Source organism: Cupriavidus sp. AU9028 (assembly GCF_019795295.1).
Classification (GTDB): domain Bacteria; phylum Pseudomonadota; class Gammaproteobacteria; order Burkholderiales; family Burkholderiaceae; genus Cupriavidus.
In genome coordinates this window covers 78,348-96,288 of record NZ_JAIMCG010000005.1, presented here as the reverse complement: position 1 = coordinate 96,288, position 17,941 = coordinate 78,348, and the positions used below count along the sequence as shown (strand labels likewise).

Genomic DNA, 17,941 nt, shown 5'->3' with positions numbered 1-17,941 from the left:
ATCGGGTTCGCGAAAGAGAGGTTTTCCCTTTCGGGACAAGCGGTTAGGAGCGCCGTATACGTATACCGGTAGTTAACCGTAGAGGTATCGTTTACTTGTAGCTGATGCACGCGCCGAAGTGGACAACCCTGCAGGTTGCCCACTGCGGCACGGCATGGCGCCAGCAATCGAGAATCCCCGGGGCAACACCCAACGCTCCCCTGGCAGCCGGGGGAGGTCACCGTCAAGCCACACCGCGGATGTCCAGTCGTTGCCCCGAGCGCAGAAGCGAGCAGACGTATACGTACCCGTTTCTGCGTGACAAGCCCGGCTCCATCAAGTAAAAAGGCGGGTAATTCGAAGCACCGCCCTTATGCCCATCAAACGCTCCCAGGCCACCACGGGGGACCGGACCGTCACGGACGTCGAAACCGGCCCTTCGCGCATCATCCTTCCCGGCAACGAAGGATCGCTTGTGCCGTCCGAAAAATTCCAGCGGCTGTTCGACGAAGCGCAGGCGATGGAAAGGGAGGACGCCTGGCAAAGCGGAGAAGTGGGCTTCCTGAGCCGGGCCAGCGTGCAGGTCACGCTCCCCTACCGGGCGCCCAAGGGCGCGCCGCCGGTGTGGACACGTACCAGCGGCAACATCTCGCTGATGATCCAGCCCGGCTACTTCACCCAGCAGCGTTCCGAGCGAGCCAGCAATGGCCGGCAAAAGCTGGTGTCGGAGACGGTGTCGCTCGGATATCCCTATGGCTCGTACCCGCGTCTGATGCTTGCCTGGATTGGCAAGGAGATCATGGCGAAGAAGAAGCGCGGCGAATTCACGGGCACCGTGGAAGACCGGCGCATCTCCCTCGGCAATTCCCTGTCCGAGTTCATGTACAACCTGGGCATCCCCATGGCCACCGGCGGCAAGCGGGGGACTATGACGCTGGTGCGCCAGCAGATGATCCGGCTGTTCTCGGCGACGATTGCCATCGTGCAGAACAAATCCGCGCCGACGCCCAACCAGACCAGCAACCATGAGCCAATGTCGATCGACCGTGTCGGCTATCTGCTGGCCGACCAGCTGTCGACGTGGTGGGATCCGATGCAGCCTGGTCAGGGCTCGATGTTCGAGAGCTTTGTGGTGCTGTCCGAGCCGTTCTTCAACGAGCTGGTCAACCGTCCGGTGCCGGTCGATATGCGGGCGCTGAAAGCGCTCAAGCAGTCGCCCTTTGCGCTCGACGTCTATTCCTGGCTCACCTACCGCTTTTTCACCATCCAGCGCCGCACGGAGATCCCCTGGGAAGCGCTGCAGATGCAGTTCGGTACCGAGACCGAGAGCGAGCGGAAATTCCGCGCACTCTTCCGCAAGGCGCTGAAGGATGTGCTGGTGGTCTATCCGGACGCCAAGGTGGATGCGGATTCGTCCAAGGCGCTGATCCTGCAGCCTTCGCGCACCAGCGTACGCAAGCTGGCCTGAGCCGTCGCATTGCGCGCGTCGGCTGCAGAAGCCGTCGGCTGCGCCGCGCAGTGGCGATGTGAACAAGAAAAAAGGCAAGTGCCATGGACACTTGCCTTTTTCTTTACCGCTTTCCGGCTGTCCGACGTTGCCGGGCAGCCATCGATCTTCAGCCTGAAATCAAGCCGGCTTGATGCCGGAAGCCTGCAGACCCTTCGGGCCCTGCTTGACTTCGAAGGTCACACGCTGACCGTCTTTCAGAGTCTTGAAGCCGGAGCCCTGGATCTCCGAGAAGTGCGCAAACAGATCCGCGCCACCATCGTCCGGAGTAATAAAGCCGAACCCCTTGGTTTCGTTAAACCATTTAACCGTACCGGTTGCCATGTGAGTTTCCTTTCGAAGCAAGTTCCTTGTACAACGCCAACAACCGTTCAAGCACGTTGATTTCTCGCGGGTACCGAACGGACGGTGACGAGGTTGACACGACTTGACTCGACTGTAGAAGGCATCATATCCAGTTTGGTCACGTGTGTCATGTGCGGTGTACAACGCACAACCTCTAATTTAGGCCGATCCCCGCGAAAAATTCAAGCTCCATTTTGGTGGAATTGCGCTTTGTTACAATGGTGTGACCAAGATAATTCTGATTTTGTCCAAATAGGTTGATCACACGTTCTAGTTTGACTACAGTTTCGCCTGACGTCCGAACGCGCTTTCAGCGCTGAAAGAGAGGGTGCAGTGGCAGCTAAGATCATTACAGTGTTCAACCAGAAGGGCGGGTGCGGCAAGACGACGGTCAGCATGCATCTGGCCGGCACACTCGGACTGCGCGGGGCGAGGTCCATGCTCGTGGATATGGACGAACAGGGCACGGCGACTCGATGGGCCGCCCAGGCGACCGATGAGCGCCCCTTCCCAGCCTCGGTGATCGGTCTGGCCCCCTCGGGTGGCGCCATGCACCGGGAGGTGCGCAAGTTCGTGCAGGACTACGACTACATCCTGGTCGACTGTCCGCCCGCGGTCCATTCCGCCGCACCCTCCAGCGCCCTGCTGATTTCGGATCTGGCGATTATTCCCGTCGTGCCTTCCCCACCCGATTTGTGGGCGGCGGTGGCCGCGAAGACGCTGGCACAGCACGCGCAGGTGCAAAACGAGACGCTGCAAATCCGGGTAATGGCCAATATGGTCCAGCGCCGCGTATCGATTGCACGCCAGGCCATCGAAATCCTGGGCGATGACGGCGATGTGCCGTTGCTGCAATCGATGATCGGCTCGCGCTCGGCATTCCGTGAATGCCAGGCGATCGGATGCACGGTGCACGGCGTTCCGGGGGCGCGGGAAGCGGTTCAGGAAGTCGACATGATGGTGGACGAAATCCTGTCCCTGATTGAGTAAGCGATGGCGACGAAACTGAAGAATTTACGTGCTGGCATGCTGGCCGGCATGGCGGCGGAGAAGACCCGCTCCGAAACACTGGACCGCTTCGCTCGGGCGGAAGCGGCGATTGCAAAGCATCCAAACGGCTTGCTGCAACCCAATGCCGCGGCGCCCGGGACCGACGGGGCAGACTCCCGGCGGCCAGCCGCTTTCAGCGCTGAAAGCGGCGAAGGACACGGTGAGGGCAGGGTCCTCAAACGGATCCCCTTGGCGCAACTGCACGACAATCCGCTGAACGCGCGACGGATCTATGACCCGGCGGTCGTGCAAGAGCGCGCGGCATCGATCGCGACGCATGGGCAGAAGACGCCCGGCCTGGCCGCACCGGATCCGACCCGCCCTGGCCACTACATCCTGATCGACGGCCACTACAGGAAGCGCGCCCTCGCGGCGGCCGGCAAGCACGAGATGGAGTGCTTCGTCGAGAGCGACCTGAGCGACCTGGACTTCTACCGGCTGTCGTTCCTGCTCAACGAGCAGCGGTCGGATCAGTCCGCACTGGACAACGCCATCGCCTGGCGCCAGTTGCTCGATGAAGGAAAAGTCCAGAAAGAAGAGGATATTTGCGAACTCACCGGCATGTCGGCCGGCACCGTCAACAAGACGCTGGCTCTGCTGAAACTGCCGGAGTCCGTGCTGATGGTGATGCGTGAGAGGCCCAGCGCAATCGGCATCGCGGCCGGCTATGAATTGACCCTGTACTGCAAGCACGCTGGAGAGGACCGGACTCGGGAGCTGGCGCTGCGCATCATGAACGAGGGCCTGTCCAGCCGCGAGGTGGAGTCGATCCGCAAGCAGGCTCAGGAGGGCAAGCCGCGCAAGGTCAAGGAGATCAGCCGTCAGTACAAGATCCGCACGAGCGGAGGCGAACTGTTGGGCACCATCAAGGAGTGGGATTCCGGACGTGTGGTGCTGGACGTGCAGTTGAGCGATCGGGACACCCGGGAGGCACTGCTTGAATCGCTGAAGAGCCGGTTCGGCCTGGACAAGTCGCTGGTCTGATCGCTGTCCCTGCCGTCGGACGCCGTTACGCTGCGGTCCCCCCGACCGCGCAGCCGTCAGCGTCGGCAGACGCTTCGCGTTCCGCCTGCTGCCCTGCCGGAGGGGCGACGCGCGGTGCGCCGCCAGCTTGCGCCAGCTTGCGCGGTGTGAACCGCCAACCCACCGGCACCGGGTGCTCGGGCTGCGCGGCGAAGGCCTCCCACGCGCGCCGCAGCAGCGCCTCCATCCCGCCGCGCGAGTACCGGGCAAGGCGGGCGTCCCCAAGCTCGGCGAGCTTGGCCTTCGCCCGCGGCGTGGGCGGCAAACGCTCCGGCCCGAGCACGGGATAGTCCGCAGGCAACGCGCCAGCAACGCCACGGTCCTCCCAGTGCATCTGCAGCGCGTGGCGAAGCGCGTCTAGCGCCGTCGCGCCAGAAGGCCCCTCGTCTGCCGCCGGATCCGGTGGCGAAAGCAATGATGGCAGGTCGCTACCGCGCAGCGACACCAGTTCCTCGGCACCGAGGCCGAAACGGGCCGCAAGCTGCACGGCGGCGTTGGCCGCCCGAAGCCGGCCGGCTCGTGCTTCGTGGCGTAGCCAGTCGGCAAAGCGCCCCAGCAACACCGAATCCGCCGCCGCCATCAACGTATCGTGCTGGCCGTCGCCCGGCCCCCCTTGTTGCCCCGAAGGGTGCCGCTGGAGCAGGGCGGATTCGGCCGAGCTGCGGCGGACTCTGCCCAGACAAGGGTTCGAGGCGATCCACCCGCACCGGTGCAGGGCGTTGAACAGCACGTGCAAGACTCGGCGCGCTGCCTGCCGTGAACTCGGGCTCAGGCCGCCCTGGAAGGGGCGCCAGTGCACGCGGTCCCGGGCCCCCGACGGCCCCTGCCAGAAGGCGGCTGGCTGCGGATCGGCCAGGAACCGCAGATAGGCATCGATATCGGCGGGTCGCAGAGACCGCAGCGACCGGCGCGACACCGCGCTCCACAGCAGCAGGCGCTCCGCCTCCCGCCGGTAGCTGGCCCACGTATTGGGTTTGCCGCGCACCGTTTCCAGCCATTGCGCGACAAGCCGCAGCTCTTCAGCCAGCGCACCGGCGTAGTCCGCGCTTCCCGCCGGCATGCCGGGCCGGTCCCCGGCGGCAAGGCGGGACGGCACCATTTGTTCCAACGGGACCGGGCAAGGCAGCCGGTGGTCCAGCGGCATGGCATGCAGCCTGGGCCAGTCGCCTGGCCGCAACGGCGCGCCGATGAGGGAGTCGAGCCGCAGCCCGGGGTCTGCTTGTTGCTGGCCGGACGGCTGACGCCGGTGCAGTCCGGGACGGTGATCCCGCAACCAGCCTGCCACCACTGCCGCGGACTTGCGGCCAAGCCGGGGCACCTCGCGCCACCAGGCAGTGCCGCGCCGGTTGATCAGGCGTACCAGGTCTTCGATGCGGGGCAGACCGGCGGACGAGAGGCGCAGGGCAAGGCTCGGCCGAAACCATAGCGATACCGCATGTTCCAACGCGGGCTGGGCCGGTGCCAGCCGTTCCAGCGAAGAAAGCGCATCGACGCGGCGATCCATCGCCACATTGGAGCGCCCCTTCAGGCTGTCGAACATCGCGGCGATGTCGGGCCGGTCGTTCTGCAGCGCGAATTGCACCAGGCGGTCGCGCAGCGTCAGGATGCGCTGTACCGCCTGGTGCTCCGTCAGCACCTCGTCATCGTCCGGGTCGAGCAGGTACCGGTTGGCGATCTCGACTGCCGGCATGCCCTGCGCGTAGGCCCGGACCACGGCAAATTCGGTGCGCGTCAGCTTGCCTGCTGCGATGGTGTCGTCCCGCATAGACAGCCTCACCCCAATGCTAAGTGCTTGATTCGTAATGGGAAGCAGAAGCGGTGTACTTCAGCCTGCCCAAATTGCAGGGCGAAGTGTAATGGAAATTATTTTCGCCGGCCAGCGTCGATCCCGTTTCACCGCTGGCAGCGCCGGGCGACCGAGGCGAATGAAGGTACCCGGGACGGTTCAGTACCGGCATTAGAGGGATTCGCCCAGCCTTCCGCTGCATGTAAGGTATTGACCACATCTGCCGAAATACGATATGCCGCAGTCACACACTGCGCCTTGCCTTCGGCGGGGACAGTGCCTATGCTGGTCCCCAGTATAAGAGGAAGTAAAGTCTGGCTTTCGGCATATTCCACGAGTATGTCGAGTTGCACGGGGGCGGCAAGACCGGCTTGGCACGATCGTAAAAACGCACCGCGGACAGGGGCGGCGAACGGCAACCGGCCTGGCCATGGAAGCGGCCGCGTGGCAAAGGCCGGTTCCGATCATGCGCGGATCGCGGAGCGCGCATCGCAAGAACAACGAGAACGGCATGGCCACCATTCTTCTGATCGAGCCACATCCATTGTTGCGTCTCGGGCTGCGCCAGCTGCTGGCCATGCCCGACCTGGCGGGACCGGTGATCGATATCGACCCGGGGGATCTGCCTCCGGACGATGCCTGCCTGCGCGACGCCGAGTTGATGATCTTCGGCTGGCACCCGCATGGCCCGGCGGACTGGCGTGGCATGGAGAAGCTCTGCCGCTGGCTCGCGCCACAGCGGGTACTGGTGCTGGCAGACGGTCTGACTGCAGCACCGTCCCAATTGCCCGGCGCGGTATGCGGTCTGTTGTCCAAGACCTGCAACGCCGACGTGCTGCGCGCGGCGATCCGTCTGGTGCTGGCCGGCGGAGAGTGTTTCCCCGCGCCGCTGCCGGCCAGCCTGCAGCGCGACAGCGGCAGCGAAGGCGCGCAGAATCCGCCCGCCAGCCATGGACCTGCCCAGGCGTCAGCCAAACGTCCTGCCGGCGGCAACGCCGGCGATCCGTTCGGCGCGGTGGGCGCCGACATCGAAACCCCATCGCTTGGCTCTCACCTGCTGAATATCACGGAGCGGCAGTACGAAGTGCTGGCCTTGCTGGCACGGGGATATCCGATCAAGACGGTCAGCCGGATGCTGAATATCTCGGTCGCCACGGCCAAGACGCATGCGTGCACGCTGTACCAGCGGCTGCAGGTGCGCAACAAGGGGGAGGCGGTCTACGAAGCGCTGCGGCGCGGCGCGAGGCTGAACTGGCCCGGTCCGGCGACGCCCCTCGCCATCGCCGGAAAGCCAGGCGCTGTCCACGTTGCCGCTCAGATCTGTCAGGCGGCATGAGGCATCGCCATGTCGTTCGCCGGCGGCTACCGGCGAGTCGCCTCATCCTTTCGGCGGATATGGCTCCATCCCTTGGGCGAGGCACGTCATCCCGCCGGTTGCTAGGCTTAGGGATATGCGTGGAGGAAGGTCCGCGCCCTCCTGACCCGCCCAGTCGATGATGACCCTTCTTCTGGCCAACAACGCAATCCTGCTTCGCGCGCTGTCTCGACATCTGGGGCGGCGCAACCCTCCCGACAACACGGAACTGCACCCACCCGAGTGGCTCTTGACGGCGCCAGCGGCGCAGATGCAACGGCCGCGCGCAGAGTTCGCCCTGCTCGATTGCAGCAGCACCGAAGCCGACCCGGTCGCCCTCATCGACGCGCTGTGCGCACGGATCAGTCCCAGACGCTGGCTGCTGATCGCGCCGCCGGGCGCCACCGAACTGACCCGGATCGCTGCGTTCGTCGGTGCGAGCGGATGCCTGTTCTCACCCGTTCCGCCCGAATTGTTGTCCGCCGCCGTGGCGATGGTCTGCGCGGGAGGACACTGTTTTCCCAAGGCCGGCCTGGGCTGGCAACTGAGTACGCGGTCTCCAACCAGTTTCTCCAACTTTCTGCTGCCAGGTTCTACGGCAAGCGGATGATGTCGCCTGTCGTTCTCTCGCCCTATGCTCACGGTACGCTGCCGGCATGGCGCGGCCCCCGAGGTGCCGGCCGCCGGAGTTCGGGCGCTGGGGGAAACATGGCGGCAGGTGCTGGCATTCTGGTAGTTCACGGCTTTGCCGTGCGGGAGGGGCGGAACAAGTGGGCCTGCTGCTTCGAGCTGCGGTTGCGGCTGGAGCGCAGCGAAGCGCTGCTGTACCGCGGCGAGGTGCATGGCTGCTCCTTCGTCAGCGAGCACGCCGCGCGGCTCGCGGCATGCGAGGCAGGCGAGCGCGAAGCCCGCCGCCGGGTTGCGGCAGGCCTGGCGCAAAGCTATACCTCCGCGTGCGGCGAACCGGGATTGCACAAGCAGTGAAGGGGGGATCAGCACGCGCGTTCGGGGGAGCCGGCACTGCCGGTCACGCATGTCTGGGCATGCGTGCGTGCGTGTCCCGGTCGCGGCCAGGCGACCGGATCTGCGCGACCGCGGCGATGGTGTCGGCAACGATGCCGGCGCCGCGGTCCGTTCTTTTCCCCCTTGTGCGCTGGCGGGCCGTCGAACGCCGGGCGAGCGCCGCGCCAGAAAAAAAGGAAGCCCGCAGACCGGGGGACCATGCGGGCTCCAAAATGTGGCAGGCCGATTCCGCCTGACCCACCACAGAAGCGACGATAGCGAATCGACTCGCTCGCATCCATCAACCAAAAGAACAAGAGTGCCGATATCGGGCCTGCCATGGCCCGATGTCCGCGCGCGGTCTCCCTGCTCATGAACTGGCATTCGCTGTCCCTCTCCGATCGGTTCCTGCGTTGGTCCATGGACTGGACGCTGATCACGCGTCTGGGCGAGGCTGCACTGCTGCTGCCCTGCGCGGTGCTGCTGTGCCTGTGGATGTGGAACGCAGGGCAGAGGGACAGCGCTGCGCGCTGGGTTCGGATCTGTCTTGCGTCGTCGCTGCTGACCCTGCTGTCCAAGCTCGCCTTCCTCGGCTGGGGCCTCGGCGTACCCGAACTCGCCTTCACCGGTGTTTCGGGCCACAGCATGCTGGCGGCGCTGGTGCTGCCCGCCCTGATGCACCATTTGGCCAGGGCCAGCGCTCCCCTGGCGCCAGCGGCGCGGCCCGGCGCGAGCATGCTCCCGCTCAAGGGGATGGCCGGCGCGGCCGTCGGCATCGTGCTTGCCGTGCTGGTTGGCATGTCGCGCCTGGCGTTGCAGGCGCATTCGGTCAGCGAAGTCGTCGCAGGGCTGGCGCTCGGCTTTGGCGCATCGTTCGTGTTTCTTGCCGGCTGCCGCGACATCGCACAGCGGCGCGCCTCGCGCACGCACCTGGCGGCGGTGGCGGTACTTGCGCTGGGCATCACCGTCAGCCGCATCGAGATACCAACGCAGCAGTGGCTGGAGCGCATTGTCGTGTACCTGTCTGCCAAGGAACGCCCGTTCCGCTGGCCTGGCTCCGCCGTGCCGGCGGGCCCTGCCCGGGCACCCGCTCAGGCACACATCGCGCGGTACACGGGAATGGTCTGAAACCCCCGTGCCAGCTGGATTTCTGTGAGAGATCCAACAGACCTCGACGGACGTGCACGCCACCATGCCTCGACGTCGCAAGGACGCTGAGACTAGGGAGATTGGCCATGGCTACGCCGAGCGCGTACGCGGTCGAGAGGCAGACCGCGCTGCAAATGCTGTACCGCGTGTCCGACGCAATGACGATCGGCATATGCGGCATCCTGGTGGGTGCCTTCTGGTTTCCCGCCGGAGGCCTGGGCAACGCCGCGCCGGTGCACGGCTTTCTCACCGCGTTCTGTGCCGTGGCGGCACTGATCGTCTTTCCGGCCTTCGGCCTGTACGAATCCTGGCGCGGCCGCAGCGGGGCCGCGCTCGCGCTGCGTACCGTCGCCGCGTGGAGCGTGGTCGCGGTGTCCGGTCTGGTGCTCGCCTACCTGATGCATCAGGTGGGGCAAGTGTCGCGCCTCTGGTCGACCAGCTGGTTCCTTTCGGTGATCGTCGCCCTGGTCGGTGCCCGGCTGGTGTTGTACCGTCTGCTGGGCAACGTGCGACGCCAGGGCATCAATGCCAAGCGCGTGCTGATCTTCGGCTATGGGCCCCTGGGCAGCGAGATGTTCCGCCGCGTGCAGCGGATTCCGGCGGCGGGCTACCAGGTAGTCGGCATCTTCTGCGACAACGAGGACGAGACGCTGCCCGAGGGGATTCCGGTGCTGCGCGCACCGCAGGAGATCTCGGCCTTCGTGCGCGAGCACGACGTGCGCGAGATCTGGCTGACGCTGCCGATGGCGGCATGCCGCGACCTGTGCGATGTCGTCTACCAGTTCCGCAATGACCTGATCGACATTCGCTGGGTGCCGGACATCATGTCGGTCGAACTGCTGGGGCACCGCTTCAGCCAGTTCCTCGGACTGCCGGTGATCGACCTGAACAGTCCGCCCGACATGCGCATCACCGGCGTGCTCAAGGAGAGTTTCGACCGCACGTTCGCGGCGATGGCGCTGCTGGGGCTGGCCCCGTTGATGTTGTCGATCGCGCTGATGGTCAAGCTCTCCTCCCCGGGGCCGGTGCTGTTCCGGCAGAAGCGCCTGGGCATCGATGGCAAGCCGTTCAACGTGTTCAAGTTCCGCACCATGGTGGTCCACCAGGACCACGTGGTGAAGCAGGCCACGCGCGACGACCCACGGGTGACGCGCATCGGCGCCTTCCTGCGCCGCACCAGCCTGGACGAGTTGCCGCAGTTCCTCAACGTGTTGCGTGGCGAGATGTCGGTAGTCGGCCCGCGCCCGCATGCACTCGAGCACAACGAGATGTACAAGGAACTGATCGACCGCTACATGCTGCGCCATCGGGTCAAGCCCGGCATTACCGGCTGGGCGCAGATCAATGGCCTGCGCGGCCAGACCGACACGGTGGAGAAGATGCGCGCGCGTATCGAGTTCGACATCTACTACATCCGCAACTGGTCCTTCCGCATGGACCTGAGCATCATCGCCCGCACCGCGCTGCATGGCTGGACCGGCAAGGCCGCCTATTGACCGGCACGGAGGGCAAGCCGGTGTCTTGCCCGTGTGTGACGGCGAACTCTGCCCGAAAAAGTGCGTGAACAAGCGCACCGTGACCGATGTGTCCGTGCCGCGTAATAGGGATTTGGCAGACCCCAGGGAGAGAAAGGGATGGCACGACACCACAATGCAGCGAAGGTTGCGCACGCCTGCCGCGACGGGTGCTGCCGGCAGCAATCGTGGGCAGCGGCACGATGACGGCGGACGCAGCGCGTGCGGCGCAATCGGTTCCGCACAGCCTTCAGCCGGAGGCGTGGCCCGGCCCTGACCTGCTGGCGGGGGCGCAAGAGGTGGCGGCGATTGCCGCGGCCGAGGCGGACCGGATCGATCGGCAGGCGTGTTTTCCGCAGGCGGCGGTGGACGCCATGCGCGAGTACGGACTGCTGGGCGCGATGGTTCCCCCCGATCTGGGCGGCCCCGGGGCCTCGCTGGATACCGTTGCCGCCATCTGCCGCACGCTGGGCGCGGCCTGCTCATCGACCGGCATGATCTTCGCCATGCATCAGATCCAGGTCGCCTGCCTGATCGAGCATGCTCGCGGCAGCCTGTGGCATGAGTCGCTGCTGGCCCGGGTTGCCGCGGGTCAGTGGCTGCTGGCCTCGGCGACGTCCGAGCAGGCAGCCGATTCCGAACCCTGCGCCCTGGAGTCCGAGGGCGCGCGCTTCCGGCTGCGCAAGATGGCGCCGGCGATATCGCACGGCGCCCATGCCGATGCGCTGCTGGTGGCGGCGCGCCGCGATGCCGCCGCCGGGCGCGAGGACCAGGTGCTGGTTTGCCTGATGCGCGGCGACTATACGCTGCAGCAGGCCGGCGCCTGGGACACGCTGGGCATGCGCGGCACCTGCAGCCAGGGCTTTCGGCTGGAGGCCACCTGTACCGCCGAGCAGATCGTACCGGTCGCGTTCGGCGAGATCGCCGACGCGACCATGATGCCGGTGTCGCACATCCTGTGGGCCGCGCTATGGACGGGCATCGCCGCCGATGCCGTGCAACGGGCCCGGGCCTTTCTGCGCGGGCAGGCGCGCACGCAGGCGGATGCGCTGCCGCCGTCGGCCGCTCGGGTAGCAGAAGCGCTGTCCATCCTGCAGACGATGGAGGGCCGGCTGCAGGCGGCGATCCAGCGGCTGTCGCGATGCGAGGCCGCGATGCCGGTCAGCGCGCTGTTCGCGCTTGCCGCGGAGATGAACGGGCTGAAGACCGCCATGTCGCGGCTCGCGCTGGACGCGGTCCAGCTGGCGCTGCTTGCATGCGGCATGGCGGGCTACAAGTACGGCACGCCGTTCAGCCTCGGCCGTCATCTGCGCGATCTGTGGTCCGCGCCGCTGATGATCAACAACGACCGCATCCTGACCAATACCGCCAGCCTGCTGCTGGCCGAACGATCGAACTGAGGAGTGCCGAATGAATACCGGGAGCAACGCCGCGCTGGAGTCGGCAGGGTATGCGGCCTGCGTTGCGCCCAGGGCCCGGCCCGAACCGTGCGGGACGCCCGTGACGCGTCATGGCCCGGGGACCCGGCATGTTTGACGATCGGCCGCAGCGCTACCACATCGTGCATAACCCGCATTACCTGCATACGGAACAGGCCGTCTGGCCACAGACGAATTGCCATATCGATCTCTGGGTCGAGCTGCTGCACGGCTGGGAGCTGGATCCGCTTGCCGGCCTGGCCTTCACCGTCGCCCAGGACTTTGAGGGCGACCAGTTCACCTTTTTCAAGTATCCCGCTACCGATGTCGAGCGGCTGTACGGCATCGTCACGCAGGAACTGGCGCTGTACGATGGCCTCGAACACCATGTCGCGACGCAGACCGCGCGCGGCAATGTGGTGCTGCTCGAAGTGGACGGCTACTACCTGCCCGACAATGGCGCGATCAGCTATCGGTGCCGGCACGAGCGCACCGTCATCGGTATCGACGTGCTGATGCCGGAGGCGCGCGGCGTAGGGTACTACCACAACGACGGCTATCACGTCGCGCGCGGAGACGACTACGACGGGTTGTTCCGTTTGCTGCCCGAACTGGCCGGTGACGAGCGGCTGCTGATGCCGCATGCGGAGCTGGTGCGCCGGCGCTTTCCGCCGCTGCAAGGGCCACTGCAGCTGCGCGAATCGCTGGCGCTGCTGCGGTACCACCTGAGCAGGCGTCCGCGCCAGAATCCGGTGACTGCCTACCGGCGTGTCTTTCCCCAGCATATGGAAGGGTTGGCCGACCGCGGCGAGGCAGCGTTCCATCCCTACGCCTTCCATGTGTTGCGGCAGCTGGGCGCGAACTTCGAATTGCTCGGCAAGTACCTGCGCTGGCTTGCGGCGCAGGGACAGCCGCTGCCGTCCTCGATTGCCGCCGCATGCCAGCGCATCGCCTCGGAGGCGATGGTGATGCAGTTCAGGCTGATCCGCTCGGTGCTCAATCGCCGCCCGGACTTCTGCCACGACTGCTTCGACCAGCTCGAAGCCAGCTATGACGCCGCTGTCCCCGCGCTCGCCGCGCACATGGGCGAAGCCGACAGTTAGGCCACCTGCTTTTCCGCATTTCCATGCGCATGGGCGCCTACGCAACGGACCCTGCCACCGTGCCCTTCCCCCTGTTGGATGGCCCGGCGCTGCAATGGTCTACACCCTGCGGATCGACTCCCCTCCGGATGGTTGAGACCGCGTGCACGGCAGCGCGCATCGGCCCAGGCGCGCGCATGTTGCGAAGCAGCGCACGGGCATCCGCAAACGCGTTGGCCAGCAAGGGCGAAGCGCACGGCGCGCTGCGCGCCGAGGTGGCTGTGAAGGCCATTGCGGCGCGCGCTGGTTGCAGCGGCGAAACAGCCCATCCCCTCCTCTCCCACCGCCCGAAGGATGAACAGGTTTCAGCCGTGCGGCTACTGTTTGGCGCCTCACAGATGGAACTTAATGTGAACCACGCAAGCCGCACGGCGTGCCCTGGAAAAGCAGGCGAAAAAGGTCAGGGCATGCAGGCGGCGGAAGCGGGGAAAATCGGGAGAAAATCAATGATCGGTCAACGTTCGGATCTGCACGTCAACCAGTTGCTGGCAGCGCTGCCACGCAAGGATTGGGAAGCACTGTCGGGGCACCTGGAACTGGTGCGCATGCGCGCCGGGCAATTGCTCACGGATTCGGGTCAACGCATTCATCACGTCTACTTTCCGACCACGGCGATCGTGTCGATGCTGTCGCTGCTGGAGAACGGTGCGACAGCAGAAATCGCCGCGATCGGCAACGAAGGGCTGGTGGGGATCCCGGTGCTGACCGGTGGCGACACCATGCCGTGCCGGGTCGAAGTGCGCACGCCCGGCTTCGCCTATCGCCTCTCGGCAGGCACGCTGCGCCAGGAGTTCCAGCGCTCGCCGGCAATGCAGCGCGTCACGCTGCTGTACGTGCAGGCGGTGCTGACGCAGATCGCGCAGACGGCCGTCTGCAATCGCCACCATTCGCTGAACAAGCAGCTGTGCCGCTGGCTGCTGCTGGCGCTGGACCGCATGGCCAGCAACGAACTGGTCATCACGCAGCAGGTCATCGCCAACATGCTCGGCGTACGCCGCGAGGGCGTGACCGAGGCGGCCGGCAAGCTGGAGGATCTCGGTCTGATCCACCACAGCCGTGGCCATATCACCGTACTCGACCGCACAGGCCTGGAGAAGCATTCCTGCGAATGCTACAAGCTGGTCAAACGCGAATTCGATCGGCTGCTGCCAGCCCTCACCGAAGCATGAACCGCGCTTGCCGCATCACCAGGAGGTTGCCGTGGACAGGATGTCTTTCGCCGCTCAGATTCCAGTCTCCAGCCTGGCGCCGCCGCGGCGGCCCGGCTATGCACGGGCGCTGCAGGACCGGGCAGGATGGATCGCCGCAGCGGCGCTCGCCGGCGCTGCGATCGGGGGTATCGCCGCACTTGCCGTGCCCCCGCGTTACGAGGCTGCCGCGCTGATCGAGGTCGGCGCCGCCGACGCGGCGGCGCGGGGGCTGGCGCCGGACGCCACGGCAGCACAGACCGGATTCGACGCCAGCATATTGAAAAGCCGTGCCGTGGCGGCGCCCGTGATCGAAAGCCTGCATCTGGGCATCAGCGCGGAGCCCGTGCGTGCTCCGTTGATCGGTGCGCTGGTTGCGCGGCTGTCCGATCCTGGCGTTCCCCGGGGCGTCTGGCCCGCGCAGCTCGGCTATGCCTGGGGCGGGGAGCGCGTCGTGCTCGGCTCGCTGGCCGTGCCCGAGCGCCTGCTCAATGTGCCGCTGACGATGGAGGTGTTGTCCGGTGGCGCCTATCGTGTCACCCATGCGGGGCGCACGCTGCTCGAAGGCAGGGCTGGCGAGGCGGCGGCCGGCGAAGGGGTGGAGCTGACCGTCACGTCGATCGATGCGCAGCCCGGCACGCGCTTCACGCTGCTGCGGCGCGACCCGGTCGCGGTGGTGGACGACATCACCGCGCAGCTGCGCGTGACCGAGACGGCGGCGGGCACGGTCCGGCTGGCCTGGCAGGCCGAGGACCGCAAGGCGGCCGCCAATCTGGTCAACGGCATCGCGCAGGCCTATATCCGCGGCCGCACCGACGCGCGCCAGGACGATGCCGCCGGCACGCTGGCGTTCCTCAACACCGAGCTGCCGCGGGTGCAGTCCGAACTGGAACGCGCGGAAGCCGCGCTGACGCGATACCGCTCGCGGGCGGGGACGCTGCAGCCGACGCAGGACGTGCAGTCGTACCTGAGCGGCAGCATGGAGTACCAGCGGCAGATCGCCGCCTTGCGGCTCGAGCGTACCAAGCTGCTGCAGCGCTTCACCACCGACGCGAACGAGGTGAAGACCGTCGACAATCAGATCCGCGAGCTGATGCGCGAGCGCCGCGATCTGGATGCCCGCATGCAGAACCTGTCGTTGTCTGAGCGGGAGTCGGTGGCGCTCACGCGCGACGTCAAGGTGGCCGAGGACATGTACATGTCGCTGCGCCGCCGGATCGAGCAGCTGTCGATCGCGCAGGCCGATCGCTCCAGCTCGGTCCGCATTGTCGACGCCGCGCTGGCCTCCACCATTCCGGTCGGCCCGGGCCCCTGGCCCTCGGCGGTCGCCGGCGGTCTGCTCGGTCTGCTGCTGTCGGTCGGCGCGGTGATGCTGCATCGGCGCGTACGTCCGGGAGTGGCCGACGCGAATGAAGCCGAATTGCGGCTGGGCATGACGATGCTGGGCGATGTCGCCTACAGCGACGAGCAGGCGGAGCTGGAGCGGCAGGCCGAGCTCGAGCGGCGCTTCGGTGCGCTGGGCGCGTTCTCGCCGTCGCGGGAAAAGCGCCTGGCCGCGCCCGAAAAGGGCGCGGCGCTGACGCAGCCCGAGGCCGAGCGCGAGCGTGGAGAGGGAACCGATGGCCATGGGACTGGCGCGCACGGCACGGCCGGACTGCACGATCGTTTCCTGCTGGCGCGGCGCTCGCCGCATGCGCTGGCGGTGGAAGGACTGCGCAGCGTCCGCGCTTCGCTGCACTTCGGCCTGCGCGACGCTCCTGACCGGGTGCTGGCGATCACCAGCCCCGCGCCGGGTGCGGGCAAGACCTTCACGGCGGTCAACCTGGCGGTGCTGTTTGCCGAGGCTGGGCAACGGGTGCTGCTGATCGACGCCGACATGCGGCGCGGCAAGGTGGCGAGCTGGTTCGGCCAGGCCTCGCAGCCGGGGCTGGCCGACGTGCTGGCCAGCCGCGTGCCGATCCAGGCGGCGGTGCAGCCCTCGGTGGTGGCGCGCCTGAGCATCCTGCCCGCGGGCTCGGTGCCGGCCAACCCGTCGGAACTGCTGATGCTGCCCACGCTGTCGGAGAGCCTGCACCTGGCCCGGCAACGCTTCGACCTGGTCATCATCGACACGCCGCCCGTGCTGTCGGTCGCGGACGCCTTGCTGATCGCCAGCCTGGCCGGCTCGACGATGCTGGTGATGCGCGCCGACGTGACGGTGCCGGGGCAGATCGACGAGGCGCTCAAGCGGCTGGCGCGCGCCAATGCGCGCATGGCCGGCGGCATGATCAACGGCGTGGCACAGCGGCGCAGCAACCGGGCGGGCTTCAACACCATCAACCCGTACCTGGGCTTGCCGCTGCCGCCGGCGACCCCGGCTACCCGCGCGCTCGAGCGGCCCGTCGAGCCGGTGGCGGCCGCAAGCAAGGTGTGAAGGCGCGCAGCGCTATAGCGCAAGGCCGCTGCCCTTTGGGGGCAGCGGCCTTGCCTTTTTCCCATTCGCGCCAGCAGATCGAAGGGCGTACCTGATTCTGCGTGGATTTCGGCCGCGCGATGGCATCCGCGCGCTCGCTCTCAGCGGGCTACGCCACCGCTTGCAACCAAGGCGCGGACTGATGCGCATGAACGAAAACGCCGCGCCGGCCTGCGTCGCCTTCCGACGCAGGCCGGCGCGGCGTACCGGCTGACGGGCCGGGAGCCGCCGGAGCGGCTCCCTTAACGTGCCGGCGCGGTCAGTTCGCGCTTGGCCTCCTCGTTGGCATCGCGCATCTCCGCCTTGCGTTCCTGCTTGGCGGCCTTCACTTCCTGCTTGTATTCCTGCCTGGCGTCGGCCTTGCGGGCGCGATACTCGCCGCGCGCTTCGGCGCGGGCCTCACGGCGCTCGACCAGCGGGTCCTTCGGCGGGTGGATCTGCACCACCCCCGGGCCGACCGGCGTCACGGTCCATCCCTGCGGCACGGCGCTGCGCGGCACGATGCCGACGCTGGTGACGATGCCGTCCTGTGGCGTCCCGGTGGCGGCGGTGCTGCCCGCTGCCATGCCGGCGCTGCCGGTGTCCATGGTGGCACCACCCTGCGTGCCCATGGTCGCCCCGCCCTGGGTGCCCATCGAGCCGGTGCCACGCGCTGGCGCCGGTGGCGCGGCAGTGCCGGCGGCGCCCGGCGTGGCCATGCGGTTCTGGCCGGCGGCCGGGCTGGCCGGCGAGCCGCCGTCGCCGGCACCGGTGGGCGTGCCGGTTTGCGTCTGGGCCAGCGCGGCGGTGCTCAGCAGACCTGCCGCCAGCGCGGCAATCAGCGAATGAGTGCGAACAGTATTGCGACGAGACATAGCGGACCTCCATTAGTGTTGTTCGGCCGATCTGCCGGCGCGTCCAGCGGTCCGGCAAGCTGTGGATCGGTATCCTGGGCCCTGACGCCGGCATGACGACATGCGGCGTGCCCTTGCCGATTTTCGACGGCTGCCCGTGCCTCCCGTTTCCCGCTTTAAACAAGTCCTTACAATTGGCG

The 17,941-nt window shown here is 66.9% G+C and carries 15 protein-coding genes; 12 read left to right on the top strand and 3 right to left on the bottom strand.

Annotation, left to right across the window (positions count from 1 at the left end):
- Positions 1–352 precede the first annotated feature (352 nt).
- Positions 353–1,447, top strand: coding sequence for a replication protein RepA (locus tag K6V06_RS07665; RefSeq protein WP_222241749.1), 1,095 nt, complete (start codon positions 353–355; stop codon positions 1,445–1,447).
- A 159-nt stretch (positions 1,448–1,606) separates the two neighbouring features.
- Here the strand turns inward: K6V06_RS07665 and K6V06_RS07660 are convergent, their stop codons facing one another.
- Positions 1,607–1,810, bottom strand: a complete 204-nt coding sequence (locus tag K6V06_RS07660; protein ID WP_029045138.1) for a cold-shock protein — start codon at positions 1,808–1,810, stop codon at positions 1,607–1,609.
- A gap of 354 nt (positions 1,811–2,164) precedes the next feature.
- Between K6V06_RS07660 and K6V06_RS07655 the strand changes: the two genes are divergently transcribed.
- The gene (locus K6V06_RS07655) at positions 2,165–2,821 is read left to right on the top strand and encodes an AAA family ATPase (RefSeq protein ID WP_222241747.1); all 657 of its coding nucleotides are present in this window, start codon (positions 2,165–2,167) and stop codon (positions 2,819–2,821) included.
- Positions 2,822–2,824: 3 nt separating this feature from the next.
- Entirely contained in the window at positions 2,825–3,865 is a 1,041-nt protein-coding gene (locus K6V06_RS07650; RefSeq protein WP_222241745.1) for a ParB/RepB/Spo0J family partition protein, read from the top strand.
- Between the two features lie 25 nt (positions 3,866–3,890).
- On the opposite strand, the gene K6V06_RS07645 is transcribed toward K6V06_RS07650, so the two are convergent.
- Entirely contained in the window at positions 3,891–5,669 is a 1,779-nt protein-coding gene (locus K6V06_RS07645) for a site-specific integrase (RefSeq protein ID WP_222241743.1), read from the bottom strand.
- Positions 5,670–6,201: 532 nt separating this feature from the next.
- On the opposite strand from K6V06_RS07645, the gene K6V06_RS07640 reads away from it, so the two are divergent.
- The 9 genes from K6V06_RS07640 (at position 6,202) to K6V06_RS07600 (ending at position 16,869) form a co-directional block, all read left to right on the top strand.
- Positions 6,202–7,026 (top strand): LuxR C-terminal-related transcriptional regulator, encoded by an 825-nt coding sequence (locus tag K6V06_RS07640; RefSeq protein ID WP_222241733.1) that lies wholly within the window; start codon positions 6,202–6,204, stop codon positions 7,024–7,026.
- Positions 7,027–7,183: 157 nt separating this feature from the next.
- Positions 7,184–7,654 carry a DNA-binding response regulator gene (locus tag K6V06_RS07635; RefSeq protein ID WP_222241731.1) on the top strand — a complete coding sequence of 157 codons (471 nt, stop codon included), beginning with the start codon at positions 7,184–7,186 and terminating at the stop codon, positions 7,652–7,654.
- A 98-nt stretch (positions 7,655–7,752) separates the two neighbouring features.
- The gene (locus K6V06_RS07630; protein ID WP_222241729.1) at positions 7,753–8,028 is read left to right on the top strand and encodes a hypothetical protein; all 276 of its coding nucleotides are present in this window, start codon (positions 7,753–7,755) and stop codon (positions 8,026–8,028) included.
- 390 nt (positions 8,029–8,418) lie between these two features.
- The gene (locus tag K6V06_RS07625; RefSeq protein WP_222241719.1) at positions 8,419–9,174 is read left to right on the top strand and encodes a phosphatase PAP2 family protein; all 756 of its coding nucleotides are present in this window, start codon (positions 8,419–8,421) and stop codon (positions 9,172–9,174) included.
- 107 nt (positions 9,175–9,281) lie between these two features.
- The gene (locus K6V06_RS07620) at positions 9,282–10,691 is read left to right on the top strand and encodes an undecaprenyl-phosphate glucose phosphotransferase (protein WP_222241717.1); all 1,410 of its coding nucleotides are present in this window, start codon (positions 9,282–9,284) and stop codon (positions 10,689–10,691) included.
- A 221-nt stretch (positions 10,692–10,912) separates the two neighbouring features.
- Positions 10,913–12,109, top strand: a complete 1,197-nt coding sequence (locus K6V06_RS07615) for an acyl-CoA dehydrogenase family protein (RefSeq protein WP_222241715.1) — start codon at positions 10,913–10,915, stop codon at positions 12,107–12,109.
- A gap of 128 nt (positions 12,110–12,237) precedes the next feature.
- Positions 12,238–13,230 (top strand): DUF1839 family protein, encoded by a 993-nt coding sequence (locus K6V06_RS07610; protein ID WP_222241713.1) that lies wholly within the window; start codon positions 12,238–12,240, stop codon positions 13,228–13,230.
- Between the two features lie 485 nt (positions 13,231–13,715).
- Positions 13,716–14,438: a Crp/Fnr family transcriptional regulator gene (locus K6V06_RS07605; RefSeq protein ID WP_222242012.1), complete on the top strand. Its 723-nt coding sequence runs from the start codon at positions 13,716–13,718 to the stop codon at positions 14,436–14,438.
- A 40-nt stretch (positions 14,439–14,478) separates the two neighbouring features.
- Entirely contained in the window at positions 14,479–16,869 is a 2,391-nt protein-coding gene (locus K6V06_RS07600; protein ID WP_222242010.1) for a polysaccharide biosynthesis tyrosine autokinase, read from the top strand.
- 281 nt (positions 16,870–17,150) lie between these two features.
- Here the strand turns inward: K6V06_RS07600 and K6V06_RS07595 are convergent, their stop codons facing one another.
- On the bottom strand, positions 17,151–17,762 hold the full coding sequence (locus K6V06_RS07595; RefSeq protein WP_222241711.1) for a hypothetical protein: 612 nt from the start codon (positions 17,760–17,762) through the stop codon (positions 17,151–17,153).
- Between the last annotated feature and the right edge of the window lie 179 nt (positions 17,763–17,941).